The 20,115-nt window shown below is 56.4% G+C and carries 20 protein-coding genes; 8 read left to right on the top strand and 12 right to left on the bottom strand.

The window, feature by feature from the left end:
• The first annotated feature begins 23 nt into the window (after positions 1–23).
• Positions 24–1,415, top strand: a complete 1,392-nt coding sequence (sthA, locus tag RVM24_RS03355) for a Si-specific NAD(P)(+) transhydrogenase (protein ID WP_230714280.1) — start codon at positions 24–26, stop codon at positions 1,413–1,415.
• A gap of 28 nt (positions 1,416–1,443) precedes the next feature.
• Here the strand turns inward: sthA and RVM24_RS03360 are convergent, their stop codons facing one another.
• The 5 genes from RVM24_RS03360 to dusA form a co-directional block, all read right to left on the bottom strand.
• Positions 1,444–2,217, bottom strand: a complete 774-nt coding sequence (locus tag RVM24_RS03360; protein WP_431474968.1) for a glycerophosphodiester phosphodiesterase — start codon at positions 2,215–2,217, stop codon at positions 1,444–1,446.
• Entirely contained in the window at positions 2,214–3,341 is a 1,128-nt protein-coding gene (locus RVM24_RS03365) for a 3-deoxy-7-phosphoheptulonate synthase (RefSeq protein ID WP_431474969.1), read from the bottom strand. Before RVM24_RS03365 ends, RVM24_RS03360 begins: the two co-directional genes overlap by 4 nt.
• A gap of 15 nt (positions 3,342–3,356) precedes the next feature.
• A complete protein-coding gene (locus tag RVM24_RS03370) occupies positions 3,357–3,806 on the bottom strand; it encodes a TerB family tellurite resistance protein (RefSeq protein WP_061331864.1) in 450 nt (149 codons plus the stop codon).
• A gap of 33 nt (positions 3,807–3,839) precedes the next feature.
• The gene (gene tal / locus RVM24_RS03375) at positions 3,840–4,808 is read right to left on the bottom strand and encodes a transaldolase (RefSeq protein WP_286254835.1); all 969 of its coding nucleotides are present in this window, start codon (positions 4,806–4,808) and stop codon (positions 3,840–3,842) included.
• 119 nt (positions 4,809–4,927) lie between these two features.
• Complete coding sequence (dusA, locus tag RVM24_RS03380) at positions 4,928–5,956, bottom strand: tRNA dihydrouridine(20/20a) synthase DusA (RefSeq protein ID WP_431474970.1); 1,029 nt, start codon at positions 5,954–5,956, stop codon at positions 4,928–4,930.
• A gap of 228 nt (positions 5,957–6,184) precedes the next feature.
• Here dusA and RVM24_RS03385 point away from each other — a divergent pair, with 228 nt between their 5' ends.
• Positions 6,185–7,039 carry a putative RNA methyltransferase gene (locus tag RVM24_RS03385; protein WP_106695446.1) on the top strand — a complete coding sequence of 285 codons (855 nt, stop codon included), beginning with the start codon at positions 6,185–6,187 and terminating at the stop codon, positions 7,037–7,039.
• On the opposite strand, the gene RVM24_RS03390 is transcribed toward RVM24_RS03385, so the two are convergent.
• Positions 7,036–7,764, bottom strand: coding sequence for a DUF3581 family protein (locus RVM24_RS03390; RefSeq protein WP_431474971.1), 729 nt, complete (start codon positions 7,762–7,764; stop codon positions 7,036–7,038). The genes RVM24_RS03385 and RVM24_RS03390 overlap by 4 nt on opposite strands.
• A gap of 128 nt (positions 7,765–7,892) precedes the next feature.
• A complete protein-coding gene (locus tag RVM24_RS03395; protein WP_431474972.1) occupies positions 7,893–8,750 on the bottom strand; it encodes a PA4780 family RIO1-like protein kinase in 858 nt (285 codons plus the stop codon).
• A gap of 97 nt (positions 8,751–8,847) precedes the next feature.
• Between RVM24_RS03395 and RVM24_RS03400 the strand changes: the two genes are divergently transcribed.
• The 3 genes from RVM24_RS03400 to RVM24_RS03410 are packed head-to-tail and all read left to right on the top strand — an operon-like array spanning position 8,848 to position 10,953.
• Positions 8,848–10,356: an intermembrane phospholipid transport protein YdbH family protein gene (locus tag RVM24_RS03400; protein ID WP_431474973.1), complete on the top strand. Its 1,509-nt coding sequence runs from the start codon at positions 8,848–8,850 to the stop codon at positions 10,354–10,356.
• 32 nt (positions 10,357–10,388) lie between these two features.
• Positions 10,389–10,568 (top strand): YnbE family lipoprotein, encoded by a 180-nt coding sequence (locus RVM24_RS03405; RefSeq protein WP_058092783.1) that lies wholly within the window; start codon positions 10,389–10,391, stop codon positions 10,566–10,568.
• Positions 10,569–10,608: 40 nt separating this feature from the next.
• A complete protein-coding gene (locus RVM24_RS03410; protein WP_431474974.1) occupies positions 10,609–10,953 on the top strand; it encodes a YdbL family protein in 345 nt (114 codons plus the stop codon).
• Between the two features lie 3 nt (positions 10,954–10,956).
• Here RVM24_RS03410 and RVM24_RS03415 read toward each other — a convergent pair whose 3' ends face one another.
• Positions 10,957–11,400: a gamma-glutamylcyclotransferase family protein gene (locus RVM24_RS03415; RefSeq protein ID WP_061331871.1), complete on the bottom strand. Its 444-nt coding sequence runs from the start codon at positions 11,398–11,400 to the stop codon at positions 10,957–10,959.
• 6 nt (positions 11,401–11,406) lie between these two features.
• A complete protein-coding gene (locus RVM24_RS03420) occupies positions 11,407–11,856 on the bottom strand; it encodes an acyl-CoA thioesterase (protein WP_106695449.1) in 450 nt (149 codons plus the stop codon).
• A 203-nt stretch (positions 11,857–12,059) separates the two neighbouring features.
• Between RVM24_RS03420 and RVM24_RS03425 the strand changes: the two genes are divergently transcribed.
• On the top strand, positions 12,060–12,941 hold the full coding sequence (locus tag RVM24_RS03425) for a hypothetical protein (protein WP_286922382.1): 882 nt from the start codon (positions 12,060–12,062) through the stop codon (positions 12,939–12,941).
• A gap of 39 nt (positions 12,942–12,980) precedes the next feature.
• Here RVM24_RS03425 and RVM24_RS03430 read toward each other — a convergent pair whose 3' ends face one another.
• On the bottom strand, positions 12,981–14,012 hold the full coding sequence (locus tag RVM24_RS03430) for an NAD(P)H-dependent flavin oxidoreductase (RefSeq protein ID WP_286922381.1): 1,032 nt from the start codon (positions 14,010–14,012) through the stop codon (positions 12,981–12,983).
• On the bottom strand, positions 14,006–14,635 hold the full coding sequence (locus tag RVM24_RS03435) for an HPP family protein (protein WP_058090380.1): 630 nt from the start codon (positions 14,633–14,635) through the stop codon (positions 14,006–14,008). Before RVM24_RS03435 ends, RVM24_RS03430 begins: the two co-directional genes overlap by 7 nt.
• A 405-nt stretch (positions 14,636–15,040) precedes the next feature.
• Here RVM24_RS03435 and RVM24_RS03440 point away from each other — a divergent pair, with 405 nt between their 5' ends.
• On the top strand, positions 15,041–18,892 hold the full coding sequence (locus tag RVM24_RS03440) for a DUF3427 domain-containing protein (protein WP_286922380.1): 3,852 nt from the start codon (positions 15,041–15,043) through the stop codon (positions 18,890–18,892).
• Between the two features lie 103 nt (positions 18,893–18,995).
• A complete protein-coding gene (locus tag RVM24_RS03445) occupies positions 18,996–19,190 on the top strand; it encodes a hypothetical protein (RefSeq protein ID WP_058090382.1) in 195 nt (64 codons plus the stop codon).
• 176 nt (positions 19,191–19,366) lie between these two features.
• Here the strand turns inward: RVM24_RS03445 and RVM24_RS03450 are convergent, their stop codons facing one another.
• Positions 19,367–20,107: a transporter substrate-binding domain-containing protein gene (locus tag RVM24_RS03450; protein ID WP_286922379.1), complete on the bottom strand. Its 741-nt coding sequence runs from the start codon at positions 20,105–20,107 to the stop codon at positions 19,367–19,369.
• Positions 20,108–20,115 lie beyond the last annotated feature (8 nt).

Raw genomic sequence — 20,115 nt, forward strand, 5'->3', positions numbered from 1 at the left:
GTAGATAAGGAGTCACTGCGCACATGGCAGAGCATCACTACGACGTCGTCGTTATTGGCGCCGGCCCTTCCGGTGAAGGGGCGGCAATGAACGCGGCCAAGCACAACAAGCGAGTCGCCATCATTGAAGACAAACCGACGGTGGGCGGTAACTGCACGCACTGGGGCACCATTCCATCCAAGGCGCTGCGTCACTCGGTGAAGCAGATCATCACCTTCAACACCAATCAGATGTTCCGGGATATCGGCGAGCCGCGCTGGTTTTCCTTCCCGAGGGTGTTGCAGAATGCGCAGAAGGTCATCGGCAAGCAGGTAAAGCTGCGCACCCAGTTCTATTCCCGTAACCGGGTAGACCTGATTAACGGTCGTGCATCGTTTGTAGACACCCACCGGTTGGAAATTCGTGGTAACAAGTCGGTTGAGACTATCCACTTCAAACAGGCCATTATTGCTACTGGCTCCCGTCCGTATCTGCCGCCCGATGTGGATTTCCGCCATCACCGGATTTACAACTCTGACTCCATCCTGAACCTGTCCCACACCCCGCGCACCCTGATTATCTATGGCGCCGGCGTTATCGGTTCCGAGTACGCCTCCATTTTTGCCGGGCTGGGTGTAAAGGTTGACCTGATCAACCCGGGCAGTCGCCTGTTGTCATTCCTGGACGACGAAATCTCCGATGCGCTCAGCTACCACCTTCGCAACAACGGTGTGCTGGTTCGCCATAACGAGCAGTACGAATCGGTGAAGGGCGACGACCACGGTGTGGTACTTTCACTGCAGTCTGGTAAGAAAATTCGCGCCGATGCCTTCCTCTGGTGCAACGGGCGAAGTGGCAACACGGAAAACCTTGGGTTGGAGAATGTGGGCCTGGTGCCCAATGGCCGCGGCCAGTTGGCAGTGGATGACCACTACCGTACCGTGGTGGACCACATCTACGCGGCGGGCGATGTGATTGGCTGGCCGAGCCTGGCCAGTGCAGCCTATGACCAGGGCCGTGCGGCTTCGTCAGATATCACCCAGGACGAGTATTTCCGATACGTGGATGATGTGCCTACGGGTATCTACACAATTCCTGAAATCAGCTCCGTCGGTAAAACCGAGCGGGAGCTGACAGAAGCCAAAGTGCCATACGATGTTGGTCAGGCTTTCTTCAAGGACCTGGCGCGGGCACAGATCACGGGTGAAGCGGTGGGCATGCTGAAGATCCTGTTCCACCGTGAGACTCGGGAGATTCTGGGTATTCACTGCTTCGGTGACCAGGCGGCTGAGATTGTACACATCGGCCAGGCGATCATGAACCAGAAAGGGGAGGCGAACTCCCTGAACTACTTCATCAATACCACCTTCAACTACCCGACCATGGCGGAAGCCTACCGGGTGGCGGCATTGAACGGCCTGAACCGGATCTTCTGATCCGGTCAGTTCCGTACCGGCGCCGGTATTATGCCGGCTCGGGCATTCCTTCCTTTGCTGGCAAGCTCAGAACGGCTCTGGCGCGGTTGTCGAAGAACATCCGTGTGCTTGTCGGGTAGTCGGTAATAATGCTGTCTACGCCCATCTCTTCCAGCTTCAGCATGTCGTGAATGCGGTTCACCGTCCAGGTGGACACATGCATATTACGCTTGTGGGCCTGGGCAACCATGTCGGCATTCAGAATCTTCCAGTTCACACAGAAATACTCACAGCCCAGGCGGGTAGCCAGGTTCAGCGGCTTCGGGAACTTTCGCTCAGCCACAAGGCCAATCCGGAGGTTCTTGTCACGGCGCCTCAGTTCCCTGAGGAACCAGGGATCGGATGAGGTAACGGCGGCGGTCTGGTAAAGGTTCCGGCGCTGGATAACTTCTGTCAGGCGGTTGCAAAGTATGTTCAGGCGGGCCCGGTTGTCCTTCTTCACTTCCAGCTGCAGGTGCTCCAGATCCTCGAACTGGTCGAGCAGGTTTTCGAGAGTCGGAATGCCCGCTTTGCGGGGCCAGGCGCTGGTGTTGCGCCGAGCGTCCATGTCGGCCAGCTCAGCGGCCGTGTAATGGCCGACATTGCCCTTTTGCCCGGTAGTGCGATCTACCGTCAGGTCGTGCACCAGCACCGGCACGCCGTCTTTTGACAGCACCAGGTCCAGCTCGAAGTGCCGGATACCATGCCGATAGGCATGGATAAAACCGGGCATGGTATTTTCTGGAGCCTCACCTTTGGCCCCGCGGTGACCATAAACGATCATTCTGCAGTACTATCCTTGAGAGTCTGGTAAATAGCCTGGCGTTTCTTCCAGGTGTCGTGGCACAGGCGAATATCTTCCAGGTACGCCGGCAACTCTTTCATCAGCAGGGCCTGAGGGCCGTCAACCAGAGCTTTCTCCGGTTTCGGGTGGAAGTCTACCAGCACCATGTTGGCGCCGGCGATCACGCCCTGGGCGGTGGCGTGCATCACGTCCAGAATACCATCCGGTGAGCGGTCCCGGCTGCCCACGGAGTGGGACGGGTCTACACACACCGGCATGCGAGTCAGGCGCTTTACCGCTGGTACGTGGGCGAAATCCACCATATTTCGGTGCGGCTGGCCGGCCTCGGTTTTCATGCCCCTCAGGCAGAAAATCACGTTGGCGTTGCCCTCACTGGCTAGGTACTCCGCGGCGTTCAGCGACTCGTTCAGGGTAATACCAAAACCGCGCTTGAGCAGTGCCGGGTAGGTTTTCTGCCGGCCTATGGCTTTGAGTAGCTCGAAGTTCTGGGTATTCCGGGTGCCAATCTGCAGCATCACACCGGTGGGCCGGCCCAGTTTCTCCAGGCAGGTGTCGATTTCTTCGATATGGCTTTCGTGAGTAATCTCCATGGCAATAACCTTGATGCCATGCTTGCCGGCTTTCTCGAAGACCCAGGGCAGGCAGCCCTTGCCGTGCCCCTGAAACGAGTATGGGTTGGTGCGGGGTTTGTAGGCGCCCATGCGGGTGCAGACCTCGCCATTGTCCTCAAGCGCCTGCATCATCTGCTCAACGTGCTCGGGCACGTCTACCGCACATAGCCCGGCAAAGATGTTCAGGTTGTTCTGGCTGAACTCGACGCCGTTGTAGGTGAAACCGCTCTGGCGGTGATCGTCTTTGTGGCGGCCCAGAATGCGGTAGTCATCAGAAATTCGGATGGCCCGCTCCACGGCGGGTAGCGCTTCAATCTCTTCCTTGTTCAGGGTTTTGGTGTCGCCCAGCAGATAAATCTCCGTCAGCCGCTGGCTGGCACCCTGAACCTCATGTACCCGAACACTGACGCCAGGCAGGTTTTCCAGGTAGTGCATGGTCTGGCGGTAGGCTTCCCTGTCCAGTTCTGTGTTGGGGTGAAGAATGGCTAACATGAAATCTCCTTGGGGTTAACCGGCGGCGTCTTCCGCCCTGTGCCTGGCCTGCATGAATTCCCGATGATTAAGATGCAGCAAGTCCGCAATCCGGCGAATAAGGTGTTCTTCGTATTTGTCGATACGGCCGTCTGCCAGGGCTACCCGCCAGATACTCTCCAGCAGGGCCTGTTTCTGGGGCTGGTCAAAGTGGTCGTTGATCTGTCCGGTGAACTCATACAACGACGTGGAATCCTCTGCGTGTGCCAGGGCGTCGGCAAGAATCTCTTCCGCTTCTTCCCGGGTAACCTGATGGGCCTGAACGGCGCAATCGACAATAATCTTCAGCTCGCGCTCGTCCTCGTGATTGTCGACACGGGCAAGCTGCACCATCAGGGCTGTGGCAGCCACAGCCAGTTGGTGGGCGTCGGTTTGCACAGGCTCGGATTCCGGCACTGCAAACAGTTTTTTCAGGCGATCAATCATACAGCGCCCCTTGGCTAAAGGTTGGGGTGTTGATCAGGCAGCCTCGGTCGCTAACTGCCGCACCCGGCTTTCCAGTTCAATCTGGTCTGCGGCAAACCGGCGAATGCCATCAGCCAGTTTCTCGGTGGCCATGGCATCCTCGTTGGACTCCCAGCGGAACCGCTTCTCGTCCACGTGGTGTGGTTTGTCGGCGGTGCTTGCGCTGCCAGCGTTCAGTCGCTGGGGCAATTCGCCTTGATCGTCTTTCAGCTCCTGCAACAGGGCAGGGCTGATGGTCAGGCGATCGCAGCCGGCGAGCATTTCAATCTCGCCAGTATTACGGAAGCTCGCCCCCATCACCACGGTATTGAAGCCATTGGCCTTGTAGTAATTATAGATGCGAGTGACCGATTGCACGCCCGGGTCTTCCGCCGCCGGGTAGCTGTCGCGGCCAGTGCTGGCCAGGTGCCAGTCCAGAATGCGCCCTACAAACGGTGATATCAGATAGGCACCGGCTTCCGCACAGGCGGCAGCCTGTATAAAGGAGAACAGCAGGGTAAGGTTACAGTGGATGCCTTCTTTTTCCAGCTGCTCAGCGGCGCGGATGCCTTCCCAGGTAGAGGCAATCTTGATCAGCACCCGGCTGGTGTCTACGCCCTGGCGGTCATAGTAGTCGATCAACCGGCGTGCGCGTTCCAGGGTGGCGGCGGTGTCAAACGACAGGCGGGCGTCTACTTCTGTGGAGACGACGCCGGGAATCAGGTTCAGGATTTCTTTACCGGCCAGCACCGCCAGCATGTCAGTGGCGATGGTCAGTTGTTCGGCGCCAGAGCCCCCACGCTGGCTGGCGAAGGCGACGGCCTTGTCCAGCATCGGGCGGTAGGCTTCCGATGCTGCGGCTTTCAGCAGCAGTGAGGGGTTGGTGGTGGCATCTTGTGGCCGCCATTGGGCAATGGCATCAAGGTCGCCGGTGTCGGCCACCACGGTGGTCATGGTCTTCAGTTGGTCCAGCTTGCTGTTCATTCGTCCTGTCGTCCCGGTTGTGCGGTGTTATGGCGGTATCCAGCTCCAGAATACCTTTGTAACCCCTACAATAACGGCAGCTTACGACAGGAACAAGACAACAAAAGGTATGGGGATGATCAACTTTCCGTAATGAGTTCCGGTTCCCTGACTTTGGCCAGAGCCTGCTCCACCACTTCCAGGCCGGAACCCGGCTTGTTGGCGTTCTCGCTCAGATGCCGGCGGAACTGTCGCCCTCCTGGCTGGCCCAGGAACAGGCCCATGATATGGCGGGTAATGTGGGTCAGGTACACCCCCCGGTCCAGTTCCTGCTGGATGAACGGAAACATGGCGCGCAGGGCATCATGACGGCTGGTGACAGGTGCCGGCTCACCAAAGAATTCGGTATCCACGTCGGCCAGTAGCCAGGGATTGTGGTAGGCCTCGCGGCCCAGCATCACGCCGTCGGTGTGGGCCAGGTGCTCATGGCAATCCTCAAAAGTTTTGATGCCGCCGTTGATGATGATTTCAAGGTGAGGGTAGGCCTGTTTCAGCTGGTACACCCAGTCGTATTTCAGCGGCGGGATGTCGCGATTTTCCTTCGGGCTCAGGCCTTCAAGAATGGCAATCCGAGCGTGCACTATGAACGTCTTGCAGCCGGCGGCGGCGACGGTTTCGATAAACTCGCACAGCTCGTCCCAGGATTCCCGGCCGTTGATGCCAATGCGGTGTTTGACGGTGACCGGCAAATCCGTGGCCGCAATCATCGCTGCCACACCTTCCGCCACCTTATCCGGATGTCCCATAAGACAGGCGCCGATCATGTTGTTCTGCACGCGATCACTGGGGCAGCCGACGTTCAGGTTCACCTCATCAAAACCGAACTGCTGCGCCAGCTTTGCGCAATGAGCCAACTCACCGGCATGGCTGCCACCAAGCTGCAGCGCCAGCGGGTATTCGGATGGATCATGGCGCAGAAACCGCTCGGTATCCCCATGAATCAACGCCCCGGTGGTCACCATCTCGGTATACAGCAACGCCCGGCGGCTCAGAACTCGCGCCAGGTAGCGAAAATGAGGTGTTGTCCAATCCATCATCGGGGCCACACAGAAGCGGCGGGAAGGGCCGGAATCGGCGGCAAATGGAATCGGCGATGGAACAAAAGACATAGAGCTACCTGTAAACGGCAATGGCGCAGATCATACGAAAATCCAAGCGTCCTAGTTTATCAGGAATACCCCTAATAAGCAGGCTGCGAGGGGGCTCCCAGTGCCATCCCCGAATGTAACAAAATGTACCGGGGTCTGACCCCAGTACATTTGACCGGGCGAAATGTCTTGGGGTCTGACCCCGGCATGTATAATCCGCGGTGGATGAACCGGACAACAGGATATTGAATGACCATCACAGCCTTTGACGCCTTAGCCTGCCCCCTGGACGGCGCTGCCTTGCAGCGGGAGTCGGGTTCGTGGCGGTGTGCCAGTGGCCATAATTTTGATGTGGCGCGGCAGGGCTATGTGCATCTGTTGCCGGTGCAGAAGAAGCGTTCGCTGGACCCGGGTGACAGTAAGGTGATGGTGGCGGCACGCCAGCGGTTTCTTGAGGCAGGGTATTACCAGCCGATTGCCGAGGCGGTGTCGCGGGCAACGCTGGACGATGCGCCGGCCAGCACCACACTGAGTTGCCTGGATGCCGGTTGTGGTGAAGGCTATTACCTGCGGCAACTGGCCTGGGCGGCGGGCGATGAGCGCTCCCTGGCGCTATTGGGCCTGGATATCTCGAAATGGGCGGTACTGGCGGCGGCGCGTGAAGACAAACGGCCGAGCTGGGTGGTGGGCAGTAATGCGAATCTGCCGGTGCTACCTGGCTCACTGGACCGTATTCTCTGCCTGTTTGGCTTTCCCGTGTACCCGGAATTCGGCCGTGTTCTCAAACCGGGCGGCAAGCTGATTCAGGTGGACGCAGGGCAGGATCACCTGCGGGAGCTGCGGGAAATTATCTATCCTGAAATCCGGAGCGAATCGAAGAAAGTGATGCCAGCCCCGGAAGGATTTCGCCGAGTGGCTTCGGAAGATGTTCGGTTTTCACTGCATCTGGCGGGGGCGGAGCCCATCGCAGACCTTCTGGCGATGACGCCCCATTTCTACCGGGCAAACGCGGAAGGCCGGGAGCGGGCAGCTGCCCTGAACTCCCTGTCACTCACAGTAGATGTTTGCCTGCACACCTTTGAGCGGGTTGCTGAGGGCGATTAATCTGCGTTTTCCATGCCCAGCCGGGTACCACGGGCCTTGAGCCGGTAAAACTCCTCAACAATACCAGCCATGGCCTCCGGGCAGTATTCCCGGAGCCCGCCCAGCATCAGGCGTTTGGACACTTCACCAACCGAGCTGCCATCAGACATCAAGTGGTAAGAGAGGGTTACGTTGCCGCGCTTGCCCGCCACTTCCAGGTCCGCCTTGTTCAGTTCCAGGTCTGGCTGAAGATTGTCCTGTTTATTGATCGCCACGCTCATGCTTTCATACATCACCATCGGGCGGTCGGGGTTGAACATGACCCCGTGGGATTCCATCAGCGGTTTGAGCGTGTGGGGGAAATTCTTGCCAGAGGCCGCCACGTAGGCGCGGGTGAAGTCATTAATCACTTGCTCGTCCCGGATTACCGCACCGCTGCGGCTCACTTCCAGGTAGACCTTGCCGGCTTCGTCGCAGACTTCGATGGTGTCATCGCCGGTTTCCCGGAATTCCAGGGGAATTTCTGCCCCCAGCAGATTGCGGAAACGGAATGTCATGTTCTCTGATAACCCAAAGCGCCCGACCACAATGGCAAACAGCAGGTCACCGGGCACGCAGAAACGGCGGGCGTCCGGATCGTGGATAGGGTTGAAGTCTCCGGCAATCTCTTTGGCAAAATGGCTGGCCTGGGGCGCAGTAATAACAATGCGTCCGTCCTGGACGGTATAAAAACGTTCTGAAAGCATGGTGTACCTTTTACGGATCGCAGAGATGAGGGAACGAGATGTTTGTCGGTCCGCAGATTGATCCTGCCATTCTAAACGATTAAATGCCGCAGGGCCCTCCGGCTTTCGTACAATGCCCGGTGGCAACGTCAGTCATCGTCTTCGGCATCCCGCAGGCGCTCCTGGCGCTCCCATTCTTCTTCCTTGGCGGCTTCAATTACATCGAGCAGCTCATCCACGTTCGCGCTTTCGGTGTCGTGCTCAAAGCAGCCAGTCAGCTGGCTGTCGGGGTGCAGGTCGCCGGCTTCATAAAGGGCCCAGATCTCCTTGCCATAATCGGTATTCAGCAGTTCCGGGGCAAAGCGGCCGAAATAGCGGCGCATGTTGTCTACGTCCCTCTCGAGCATGCGCTCCGCGCTGTTATTGCCAGCTGCATTAACCGCCTGGGGCAGGTCGATAATGACCGGACCGGTGGCATCAACCAGAACATTGAATTCGGACAGGTCGCCGTGAATCAGGCCGGCACTGAGCATGCGCACGACGTCGGCAATCACCTTGCTGTGGTAACTGCGGGCCTGTTCGGGGGTGAGGGTAACGTCGTCCAGCCGGGGCGCGGCCTTGCCTTCACCGTCGGCAATCATTTCCATCAGCAGCACGCCGTCGACAAAACCGAAAGGTTCTGGCACGCGAACGCCGGCGTCCGCCAGGCGGTAGAGGGCGTCTACTTCGGCGTTCAGCCAAGCGTCTTCCTGCTCTTTCTGGCCATAGCGGGTTTTCTTGCTCATGGCCCGTGCGCGACGGCTGTTCCGTACCTTACGGCCTTCCTGGTACTGAACGGCCTGTTTGAAACTGCGTTTCTGGGCCTCTTTGTATACCTTGGCGCAACGCACCTGGTCGCCGCAGCGCACCACAAACACCTGGGCTTCCTTGCCGCTCATCAACTGGTACAACACCTCATCCACCATGCCTTCATCAACGAGGGGTTGTAATCGTTTTGGTATCTTCATATAAGTTTCTGTGCCCGGTTCAGCTTGCTGGCTCTGTATGGTCATGGCCAGCGTTTATCGGCACATACTACCTGATTGTGAGCAAAGGAGTGTTGTATTGATCCCGCGCGGACGATTTCCATGGCGATCGCTGATCATCCTGTTGGCCTGCTTGCTGTGGGTGCCGTCAGCTTCCGCGCTGGACTGGTCGTTCTTGCTGCAGCAGGGGCGAATGGGCATTGCCCTGCCGGATATCGAGACTGCGGATTGGCGCGTGACCGGCATCCGGGCTGAGGTGGTTAACTCGGTTGAGGCAGACAACCAGGCGGTTATCGTCCGTTTTAAACCCGGTTCAAGGCTGACGGCCGCCACCCTTGCACAGAACGCCGGAGATTCTTCGGTTTTCTTAAATAACGTGCAGCTGGATCTGACCGATGTAACCGTCACCATCAACCTCGGTGGCGTCGAAGCCCTTGTGGACCGCACTGCGGTGGCTGGCCAGGTCACCATTGAGATTGAAGACTTGCAACACCCCAGCCTGAAACCCCAGGGTTGGCGGTTCGACGGGCGGGTGAGTGGCGCTGTGTCTGATCTCAGCCTTGAGGGCCAGCTGCGATCAGATTCCGGCCTGTTGGCGGAGGTGGTGTTGAGAAACCGGACTGGGGAGTTCATGGCTGGCCGGGTAGCTATGGCCATGGCCGCTGAACAAGCCGGCACGGCAATCGCTGATACACTCGCCCAGTGGCCCCCGTTGCTCACGTTAAACCATGGTCAGCTTGAGGCGGCCGCTAGCTTTCGGCAGGAACCGGATGCCCCCCTCGCACTGGATGCCCGGCTGAATCTGGCGGGCGTGAATGGGGTCTTCGATCGAACCGCGTTTTCCGATATGAGTGGCCGCTTGTTGTTCAGCCTTGAAGACGAAACACTGGCTGCCCGCCTGCGCGACATCACCATTGCCCAGATCAACTCCGGTATTGGCATAGGTCCGGTGCGGTTGCTGGCGGATTATCGGGCGCCGGCCGCCGAGCCGCTCACTGGCCAGTTAGAGATTCAGCAGGCCACAGCCGAATTTCTCAATGGCCGCCTGAGAGTCGCACCGCAATCCTTCGATCTGGCCAATCATCCCGTTAACGTCCCGTTGGACGTCTACGAGTTATCGCTTGAACGGCTGCTAGAAGTTTACCCGGCCGAAGGCTTTGAGGGCACCGGCAGGCTAAACGGCCGGATACCGCTGATAATCTCCGGCACATCGGTAGAGGTTGAGCAAGGCACCATGGCGGCTATTGTTCCGGGCGGCCGCTTGCGGTTACCGGGCGAGCGCCTTCAGGCCATGTTGGGCGGTAGCCAGGCCGTGGACCTTGTGGTGCAAGCTTTGCAAAACTTTCACTATTCGGTGCTGGATAGCACGATAGACTACGATAAGAATGGAAAGCTGATGTTAGGCCTGCGGCTGGAAGGACAAAGCCCGGGCGTTCGCGGCGGCCAGCCGGTGGTGCTGAACATCAATCTTGAAGAAGACATTCCTGCGCTGTTAACCAGCCTACAGCTGAGCGGCAGGGTGAACGAAGCGGTTACCGAACGCGTTCGGGAGCGGCTGCAACAGTCCGGGCAGGAGGCAAAACCATGATCAATGTGTGGCGGTCACGCAGGCCGCTGGCGATGAGAGTTCTGATGATATCGGTCCTGCCTTTGGCATTCATTGCCTGCACGCCAACCGTACAGATGGCGGCACCGAAAGAGCCGATTACCGTGAACCTGAACGTTAAAATCCAGCACGAGATCTACGTTAAAGTGGACAGGGAAGTGGATGAACTGTTCAGTGATAAAGGCCTGTTCTGAACAACAGCGGCCTGAACAAGGGCAGATCAAGGGGTTGAAGATGAAACGACTGATGCAACTGGGCGCCTTCCTTCTGGCCATCGGCATGGCACTGCCGGCGCTCGCCATGAGCCTGGTAGAGGCCAAGCAGAAACTGGAAACCGTCAAACAGCAGGGCCTGGTGGGCGAAACGCCGACCGGATACCTGGAAGTGGTGCGCGCAGAAGGCGATGCGCCTGCGGTGGTGCAGGCCATCAACAACGCGCGCCGGGATGAATATGCCCGCATTGCCGAGCGGCACGACATACCGGTTACCCAGGTGGAAACTGTGGCTGGCAAGAAAGCTATCGAGAAAACACCGGCCGGGCAGTTCGTTCAGGTCAATGGCCAGTGGGTGAAGAAATAACGCTTACTCCAGCTCAAGGATCAGTGGCTCCATCAGCCTGTACACCCAGGCTGATCGGCCATCCTGCAGTGTTAACTCCACCCTTTCGTAGCGCACACCTAGCCGCTCATACCTGTCCAATGCCCGCAATTCACTAGCGCTCACTTCAATCACCTCTCCGGCTACGCTGGCATCAGCGTCCGGCTTTATATCCAGTTTTTCCTTGCGAAAACCCGGGAGTATTGCCAGTTCGCTGCTGCCGGCACGCCCCGTCACCAGCCAACGCACCCAGGGCCGGGTGAGGGTGCCGTACACAAACACCGAATAGGTTTCGTCCTCGTCGATGGCAGGCAGCTCCGCCGTTGGGTTATAGCCAAAGCTGCTGACAAAGGTCAGCCAGAGATAGGCAATGCCCACCATCAGCAGTGTCAGAATCAGCGCCAGGGAGCGTTTGATCGATTTTCTCATAAATTACTACACAGTCTCTCCGGCATGGCTGATCAGCACCCCGGGCGCACCGGTTTCCAGCTTGTCTCTCAGGCTGCCTGGAATGACGGCCTTGGCCATCTTTGAAGGCTGGATAAGCACGTAGGTTATGTCTGCATCGGCGATAAACTGCCCGTCACCGTGCCGGAAGAATTCCAGGTGCAGCGTGAAAGACGTATTCCCCAGCCGCCCGGCCTTGATGCGGGCTTCCAGCACATCGTCAAACTTCGCTGGTGCTTTCCAGTTAACGGTCATGCTGACTACCTGGATGTCCAGGTCCTGATCAAGCAGGTGCTGGTAATCACCAAACAGCGTGCGGATATACTCATTCACAGCAATATCCACGAAATCTGCATAGCGGGCATTGAACACCACACCCTGGGCGTCGCATTCGCCATAGCGCACCCGGAAGCGAAAACGGAAAGGCTGTTCCGACATGAAGACTCCTAAGTTAATACCGATTGGCCAGGTCAGCTTTCCATACTTGACGATGTGACCCATTATTGTAAAGCGGTCTCCGAATTGTGTTTGAATATAGAAGCAAGTAGTGGGCTAAGGAATTAGCCCGACGAGACACATAGTGTTGGTGTGATTGTACAAAGGGAATAATTATGACTGCTGTAAGGAAAGGTGTGCGTGGCTTGGCAGTGTTATCCAGCGTTACCGTGTTGGCGGCCTGTGGTGGCGGCGGAGGTGGCGGTTCTGACGGGCCAGACCTGACTCTGGATAACGATAATCTGGCGGAGCAAACGGTTGAGGTTGGTCCGGAGTCGGATGTTCGCGGTATCCTGGGGCTCTACGATGATGTTGATTACGGATCGGAGTTGATTGTTGAAGTTCAGGACATACTCGCGACTCAGAGCGGGGGAGTCTCGGGCACCACAGACTGTGACGGCGGGGGTACTGCCACGGTGACCTACGCGGGAGCCGGCGATAATAGTGATGAGACCTGGACATTGCAGGGTTGTGTAGTAAACACGAGTGGGTTCGGTGCCGTCACGCTAAACGGTGATTACCGCTATGTCGATACGTTAACGGAAACCAGCATCAAAGGGTTTGAAACCTACAACATTAACGGCCAAGTGCAATCAGGAGAAGGGGCTGAACAGCTCCTCATGCGCGGTCGGGTCGATTTTGATTATTCGGGAACGGAAGACTCCGCTCGCTTTATCGATACCATCAGCGTATTTGAGCTCAAGATTGGAGAACGGTACGTCGCGGTCACCGATGGTGAAACGCGTTTAATATTTAATGGATCTGAAGCAGAGTATTCCAACAAAGCCAAACTGATTGGCTCTGCGATTGGTGGTTATATCCAGCTCACAACACCCGTGGTTGTTGAGTTGGTCGAAGGCCAGGAATGTCCGGTCGCTGGCGTGTTTCGAGTTGCGAGTAATGGCACCGCGGAGATTCGCTTCGGCAGCAGCACTGGAGGAACTGGCGTAGTGGCGATCTGGATTGATAATCAGCTCGTTGAAAGCTATGACAACTGCAGCGAGATCGGCGTCGTTCCCGCACTCTGATCACTAAGGGGTGAAGGCCAAGCCTTCACCCCGAGCCCCTCAAAGATCTTCGGCCAACTGTTTTAACAAAGCCCCAGCCGAAACCTCCCTACAACCAGCGGCATTCTGCCCACACCATAAAGGCGAGAAATCCCCGGAGCCCTGTGCCTCGGCGGCCGCCCGCAATGGTGCTATGGCGTTGGTGGCCAATGGGAAAGCGGGAGCCAGGGCTGATATCGGCCCCAGCTCTCGCATCACTCGGTTCATAATGCCTCTTGCCGGGCCCCCGGAGAACAAATTAGTGATGGCCGTGTGCCGGGCCGCATCGCTCTTTAGCGCCTCGCGATGAACCGCCCGGGTTGTGGCTTCCGGACACAGCATAAACGCCGTGCCCACCTGGGCCGCCGCAGCGCCAAGTGCCAGTGCCGCCTTTACGCCCCTGGCATCGGCAATGCCACCGGCTGCAATAACCGGCACACTCACCGCAGCAACCACCTGGGGTAAAAGGGCAAACGTTCCCATCTGCGTGCTCATGTCCTTTGTCAGGAAAATACCCCGGTGGCCACCGGCCTCAAGCCCCTGGGCAATAATGCCGTCGGCTCCATTGCCCTCCAGCCAAAGGGCTTCTTCTACCGTGGTAGCCGATGACAGCACCGTAGCTCCAGCGGCTTTGACCCGTTGCAGCAACTCGGGCGCAGGCAGGCCAAAATGGAAGCTCACAACGGCTGGCCGGAATTCCTCCACAATGGCAGCCATCTCGGTGTTGAAGGGTAGCCGCCCGGGGCCATTGACAATAACGCCTTCGTCCAACCCGTATTCCCGATAGTAGGGCGCCAGCGCCGCCCGCCAGGACTTTTCCGCTGAGGTATCAGGTTCTGGTGGAGTGTGGGCAAAGAAATTCAGGTTGAATGGCCGGTTTGTGCTGCCTTTCAAGGCTTCAAGCTCTGCCCGGAGTGCAGCCGCGGTCAACATCGCGCAAGGCAGCGATCCGAGCCCGCCGGCATTGGAAACCGCTGCCGCCAGCCGGCTGTCTTGAACGCCTGCCATGGGCGCCTGAATGATAGGTAAATCTGTTCCCAGAAAGTTCAGCATGACGTTTTCCTATCCTGCATGACGGGCCCTGCTGTTGCTGTGGACCACAGCGGGTAGGGGATGCCGGCCAAGCGATTCATGACAAAAGCATGCGCCAGCAGCAAGCCGACACCGGCCATCAGTATAGGTAATTGGGCCGGGTCTGGCATCAGCCCCAGGGAAACGATCAGCGCCGTAGCGCCCGCTGGTGGGTGCGCTACCCTGAACACCACCATCAGGCAGCTGGCCAGCCCCAGAGACAGGGCCGCTGCGCCCACCCGAGGCAAGTCGACACCCGTCATAAAAGCGGACGGCTGATCCTGCAAACCGAACAGGTACAGGCTGAACAGCCCAGTGAGAGCGCCAATGAGGTGTCCGCACAGGGTGTTTCTTGGTGAAGCGGGTTGGGCCATGGGCACATAGAACAGAATAAAGGCGGTGGCGCCGAGCGAGGGAAAGATAAACGCTTCCTGGGTGACAAGCGCAACAAAAGAGACCAGCGCAATACTGAAACCACCATTGATCAGATTGAACACAGCCATAACCGTGGTTCGACTGTACCGCGTGGCCAGTCGTTCCAGATGAAGTGCATTCAGCAATCCTTTGGCCAGCTGCCAGCGCAGCTGCTCGTTCCTGCGTCCCATGATCTTGGTTTGCCCTGATTTGGTGCATTAATTGAAAGGGGCGCGATGGTAAACACTGATGAATATCAAGGCAAACAGGGATTTTCGATATGGGTTAAGGGTATTGTGGATAAACTATTGAGTATTTGGCTGCACTGCCCGTTTCAAACGCGTAACTGGCAAATGCCTGCATATAGGAATGAAATGCCACTACACAGTCGTTGCCTGTTGCCACCGTTATTAAACTGTCGTGTTCGGGCGGAGGTTTGACGCGAGGGTGCTCTGGGGCACTGGCTTGATAGTCTGCGGGACAGTGAACATGAGCTGGGGAATTTGGCCTGTGAGTACGCGGCTGGACAAATTATCGCCCCCTGGTAACCTGGCGAATAAAAATAAGGCGCGAATTAGTAGTAAGGAAACCACCGTATGTCAGACACGCTGGGCTATTACGATGCCAATGCCGAAGCGTTCGTGGATTCAACTCTGGATGTTTCGATGGATGACATTTATCGCGTCTTCCTTCCCCATGTGGCCGAGGGTGGTCACATACTTGATGCGGGCTGTGGCTCTGGCCGAGACGCTTTGCATTTTCAGCTTCAGGGATATCGGGTTACGGCCTTTGATGCATCGCAGGCGATCACTGCGCTTGCTCGGCAGAAAACTGGGCTTTCGGTTGAGCACAGGTCATTTTTTGACGTTGAAGAGCGTCATGCTTACGACGGCATATGGGCCTGCGCCAGTTTGCTGCACCTTCCCGAGAAGGAAGTGCCAAACGCTCTAAATCATCTCTGGTCTGCACTCAAACCCGGCGGCACTCTGTATGCCAGCTTCAAGTTTGGTGAAGGCGAACGTCAAAGTGGCGGGCGGCATTTTACGGATGCAAACGAAGAGGTAGCCGCGCGATGGTTTGAAACCATCGAGAAGGATGTGCAGATAACGTTCTGGCGGACCCAGGATCAGCGGCCCGAGCGTGCTGAGCAGTGGCTAAACATACTTGCCCATAAAGCCCCTTCGGCACATGAGCGGCTGACTATCGGCGGTAAACAACACCATTTCTTGCCCAAGCTATGCCATGCGATACGCTCTGCAGATCAGGTGGATATGGCTGTCGCATTTGTGAAAGCCACGGGCCTAAATCTGTTGCTTCCGGACCTTTTGGATGTAATTCAAAAAGGCCGGGAGTCTGCGCCAGCGCGGGTGAGAATTCTTACCAGTGATTATCTCGATATCACTGACCCGGAAGCATTGCGCAAACTATCCTTGCTGCAAGATCATGGTGCACAAGTTGCCGTTTACGAGAGTAAAGGCAGCAGTTTTCATATGAAGGCCTATCTGTTTTCCGGGCGTGGCGTTACCTGTCAGCACTGGGGAAAGGCCTTTATTGGCTCCAGCAATATCAGTCGGCAAGCTCTTCAAGATGGGCTGGAGTGGAACTATCAGATCGATTATCCGCCAGAAACGGGCTATCTGGAGGCTGTCAGCCGTTTCGAGGAACTTTTCCGCCACCCCAATGTGGTACCGCTTACAGATCATTGGATTGATGAGTATGCGAAACGGCGAGTCCCTCCACCACAGCCTGTTGCGCCGGGCAGTAATGAGCAGGAAGCCCCTCCCACCCCGAATGAAGTCCAAAAGGCGGCGTTGAAAGCTCTAGACGAGACTAGGGGTGAGGGCTATAAACGAGGCCTTGTTGTTCTGGCCACCGGCCTTGGTAAGACTTGGTTGTCAGCGTTTGATGCCAGGCAGGTAGGTGCGCGCAGGATTCTGTTTGTGGCGCATCGAGAGGAGATTCTGTACCAGGCAGCCGAGACATTTGTCCGAATAAAGCCAGATAGTCGTGTTGGTTTTTATATGGGCAAACAGCGGGACCATGCCGTCGATATCCTCTGCGCCTCCATTCAAACGCTAGGGAAAGAGTCTCACCTCGAACGGTTTGCTCCTCAGCATTTCGATTACATTGTGGTCGATGAATTTCATCACGCAGCCGCACCGACCTACCATCGGCTCCTAAAGTATTTTGCGCCGCAGTTTTTGTTGGGGCTGACAGCGACACCTGACCGAACTGATCGGTCCGATATTCTGTCGCTTTGTGACGACAACCTGGTATACGAGTACCCGCTATTTAATGGCGTAAGGGGTAATTTCCTCGTCCCATTCCATTACTACGGCATCTACGATGAAACCGTTGAGTATCAGGAAATTCCATGGCGTAACGGGAAGTTCGATCCTGACTTGCTCGCCCACAAACTTGCCACCATGGGGCGCGCGCGCCATGCATTGAAAGTTTGGAATCAGAATAAGCAAAGCCGCACACTGGCCTTCTGTGTGTCCCGCGCACATGCGGATTTTATGGCTCGCTATTTCCAAAAGAACAATGTCAGAGCCGTTGCCGTTCACGGCGATTCAGAAATGTCCCGAGGTGAAGCGTTGGAACTACTGGAGTCCGGTGGCCTCGATGTGATCTTCTCTGTGGACCTATTTAACGAAGGTGTGGACCTTCCAGCGATTGATACGGTTTTGTTGCTTAGGCCAACTGAGTCGAAGGTTCTGTTTCTTCAACAGATCGGCCGGGGCCTGCGCAAGAGCCATGGTAAAGATCGGCTGGTGATTCTGGACTTTGTGGGTAATCACCAGAGCTTCCTTCACAAGCCCCAAGCCCTTATGGGGCAGTCGATGAATCAGCGCCAGCTTGCCGATTTTGCTCGAAAAGCAGAGGAGAATCGGCTGGACCTGCCCGATGGTTGCTTTGTTAATTATGACTTGGAAGTGATTGAGTTCCTGAAAGGGTTAGATCAGAAGGGGGCAGAGAAGGACTATCAGGCGCTGAAAGATACGCTTGGGCGGAGGCCGACTCTCACTGAGTATTATCATTTCGGTGCCAACATAGCCCAGACGCGAAAACAGCATGGAAGTTGGTTTGGTCTGTTAAGGGATATGGACGACCTTTCTGATGAGGAAGTTGCGCTGTTGCTTGCTCATGAAGAATTTCTTGTGGAGGTTGAGAAAACCTCCATGGCGAAATCCTTCAAAATGGTTTTGCTCGAAGGGTTTCAGGCTTTAAGTGGCTGGGAAAAGGGAGTGGGCCTACCCGCGCTCGCAGCCGAGTCCTGGAGAATATTGAAGCGTCGTCCGCGATTATTTTCTGAACTGGCTGAGTCTGTGCGCCACCTTGATGGTGATGCTAGCGAGTGGCAGCGATATTGGAAAAAGAACCCGGTGGATCACTGGACGAATAAAACACCTGCCGTGTTCCATGTTGCGGATGGACAGTTCGAGCCAGCGTTCCAGATTAAAGCATCGTTGGTAACGATCTTCGAGTCGATGGTCCAAGAATTGGTCGATTATCGACTTGCATCTTATGAAGCCAGGCAAGGCTCCAAAGTGGAAGTCGATCAACAGAGCAATGTTGTGCCAATGCCGCGTGAAGGCACAGAGCTTCCATTTTTCCCAACCCTTAAGATTGCTTGTGGCCACTTCAGAAACAGCAGGGTTGATGCGATTGAGGATGTGGAATATCGGTCTCTGGGTAATGGCTACGGTCGATTAAACCCGGAGAAGCATTTCATCGCGAAAGCCTCTGGTAATTCCATGAATGGTGGCAAGAACCCCATTCACGATGGTGACTATCTACTTCTCGAGCAGATCAGCTCTGGAGCCGCAGGCAAGATCACCGATAACACGTTAGCGATCGAAAGAGTGGACGAGGCTGGCGATACCCAATACCTGCTTCGGACTGTTCGGAAGTCCGCTCAGGGTGAGTATATGCTGGAAGCTGCGAATCCAGACTATGACGACATCGTTGTTACCCCAGAGCTATTAGAGCAGTTCAGGACCTTCGCAAGGCTGAAAGAGGTGATCTCGCCGCTTGAGATGGCTCGTGGACAGGAATTGCTGAGAGAGGATATACCAGCGCTTTTTGGAGCGGAATTTAACCCGGGGAACTGGCAGAGTGGTCATGTTTTTTTGAAGGAGGCTGGAGCCCACATTCTTTTGGTAACCCTCAATAAGCAGGGTAAGGCCAGCCAGCACCGCTATGTCGATCATTGGGTCGACGAAAGCACGTTCCACTGGCAAAGCCAGAATTCAACGACCCCGGAAAACAAGCGTGGCAGGGAACTCATCAATCACGAGAAGCTAGGGCTGACTGTGCACCTATTCGTTCGTGAGAATAAGCTTCGTAACGGCAAATCGGCACCGTTCACCTACTACGGTCCAGTTGAGTACAAAAGCCACACCGGTAGCGCGCCGATGAGCGTGCTGTTTCAACTTCCGAGTTGATTGAATGTAAGACTGGCTACTCCCAATTTGCTTTCTCCAAAAACGTATATACAATGTAAATATCTTTCAACCATAAGCTTCATCCTCACCAGGAGTATCCGCAGTGACTGATAGTCCCAAAAAGGTGAAACCGAAAAAGGTGAAGCCCAACAAGAAAGATAGCCAGCTGCTAATTCGGATCAGCAGCACCGAGCGCGAGCAGTTCATTGAGTTGTGTGAAGAGCTGGATACCAGCGCCGCTCGCGAAATCAGGCAGTTTATTCGTGGCTTTATCAAGCAGCATAAGCCCGAAAACTAGCCGCGATCATGCCCAGGAGGCAGTTATGTCGAAGAAAGCTGAGAAAAACCTGAAGAAAAAGATCAACGCCCGCAAAGCCAAGATCGAAAAGCACGAAGCCAAGATCAAGTCACTGAAGAAGAAGCTGAAGAAAGCTTCCTGATGCCGTATAGGGCCGCCTCAGCGGGGTGGCCCGTTTACCAATCTCCGTCTACCTGTTCCTCCAGCGTGCGTTCCCGGATGTCGTCTTTCACGCCTTCGCGCTCCAGCTCTTCCAATATCCGTGCCAGTTCCCGGGCAAGGTTGCCGTGCCGGCGGTTCACGTAGTGGTAAAGCTTGAAACGGATAACCGGTTCCGGCAGCACGGTGAATTGGTTCCAATTGTCGGATGTCAGTGGCGACAGCCCTTCAATGTCAGACACCAGGGCAAGCTCCACGCGCCCCCGCTCAAGCAGTTGGTGCATCTGCTCGTAGCTTTCGGTATGCAATGGCTCCATGCCAAGTGTATCGGCGGTTTGCTCGGCGATGATGACGCCGCGGCGAACGGCCACTTTAAGCGGCTGATCGCCAGGCTCTGGCATGGTTTGCGCGTTGGGGTCGCGCACTACCGCGAATAATCCACCCTCCAGCAGCGGGTAATCAACCTGCGTGAGGTTTGGATACTCAGCCGCCACGCTCTCAATGCGGAACAAGTCTCCGTCCAGCTTGCCGTTGTCTGCCATCATCAGGGCTCGCCGAGAGGGTGCCACCAGGGTTCTCATCTCCAGCCCCAGGCGTTGATAGGCAACCTCCAGTAATCGCACCGCCATGGTGGTGCTGGGTATGTCGTCGATCACAGCAATATAAATTCTGTTCTCGTGACCATCGGCATAGGCGGTGGCCGGTGCCATGCTGGCGATGGCCAGCGCCGCGGATATAAAAAGGATTCTGGAATGCATTAAATTTC

Origin of the sequence: Marinobacter sp. KM021 (assembly GCF_050707965.1) — a bacterium.
GTDB classification, from domain to species: Bacteria; Pseudomonadota; Gammaproteobacteria; order Pseudomonadales; family Oleiphilaceae; genus Marinobacter; species Marinobacter shengliensis.

Excerpts from the sequence above, each read along its gene's own strand:
- RVM24_RS03430 (WP_286922381.1), bottom strand. The coding sequence starts at position 14,012 with ATGCTGAACTTTCTGGGAACAGATTTACCTATCATTCAGGCGCCCATG.
- RVM24_RS03370 (WP_061331864.1), bottom strand. The coding sequence starts at position 3,806 with ATGATTGATCGCCTGAAAAAACTGTTTGCAGTGCCGGAATCCGAGCCT.
- dusA (WP_431474970.1), bottom strand. The coding sequence starts at position 5,956 with ATGTCTTTTGTTCCATCGCCGATTCCATTTGCCGCCGATTCCGGCCCT.
- RVM24_RS03410 (WP_431474974.1), top strand. The coding sequence starts at position 10,609 with ATGAAACGACTGATGCAACTGGGCGCCTTCCTTCTGGCCATCGGCATG.
- RVM24_RS03390 (WP_431474971.1), bottom strand. The coding sequence starts at position 7,764 with ATGCTTTCAGAACGTTTTTATACCGTCCAGGACGGACGCATTGTTATT.
- tal (WP_286254835.1), bottom strand. The coding sequence starts at position 4,808 with ATGAACAGCAAGCTGGACCAACTGAAGACCATGACCACCGTGGTGGCC.
- RVM24_RS03365 (WP_431474969.1), bottom strand. The coding sequence starts at position 3,341 with ATGTTAGCCATTCTTCACCCCAACACAGAACTGGACAGGGAAGCCTAC.
- RVM24_RS03420 (WP_106695449.1), bottom strand. The coding sequence starts at position 11,856 with ATGTCGGAACAGCCTTTCCGTTTTCGCTTCCGGGTGCGCTATGGCGAA.
- RVM24_RS03450 (WP_286922379.1), bottom strand. The coding sequence starts at position 20,107 with ATGCATTCCAGAATCCTTTTTATATCCGCGGCGCTGGCCATCGCCAGC.
- RVM24_RS03385 (WP_106695446.1), top strand. The coding sequence starts at position 6,185 with ATGACCATCACAGCCTTTGACGCCTTAGCCTGCCCCCTGGACGGCGCT.
- RVM24_RS03440 (WP_286922380.1), top strand. The coding sequence starts at position 15,041 with ATGTCAGACACGCTGGGCTATTACGATGCCAATGCCGAAGCGTTCGTG.
- RVM24_RS03395 (WP_431474972.1), bottom strand. The coding sequence starts at position 8,750 with ATGAAGATACCAAAACGATTACAACCCCTCGTTGATGAAGGCATGGTG.
- RVM24_RS03405 (WP_058092783.1), top strand. The coding sequence starts at position 10,389 with ATGAGAGTTCTGATGATATCGGTCCTGCCTTTGGCATTCATTGCCTGC.
- RVM24_RS03435 (WP_058090380.1), bottom strand. The coding sequence starts at position 14,635 with ATGGGACGCAGGAACGAGCAGCTGCGCTGGCAGCTGGCCAAAGGATTG.
- sthA (WP_230714280.1), top strand. The coding sequence starts at position 24 with ATGGCAGAGCATCACTACGACGTCGTCGTTATTGGCGCCGGCCCTTCC.
- RVM24_RS03415 (WP_061331871.1), bottom strand. The coding sequence starts at position 11,400 with ATGAGAAAATCGATCAAACGCTCCCTGGCGCTGATTCTGACACTGCTG.
- RVM24_RS03360 (WP_431474968.1), bottom strand. The coding sequence starts at position 2,217 with ATGATCGTTTATGGTCACCGCGGGGCCAAAGGTGAGGCTCCAGAAAAT.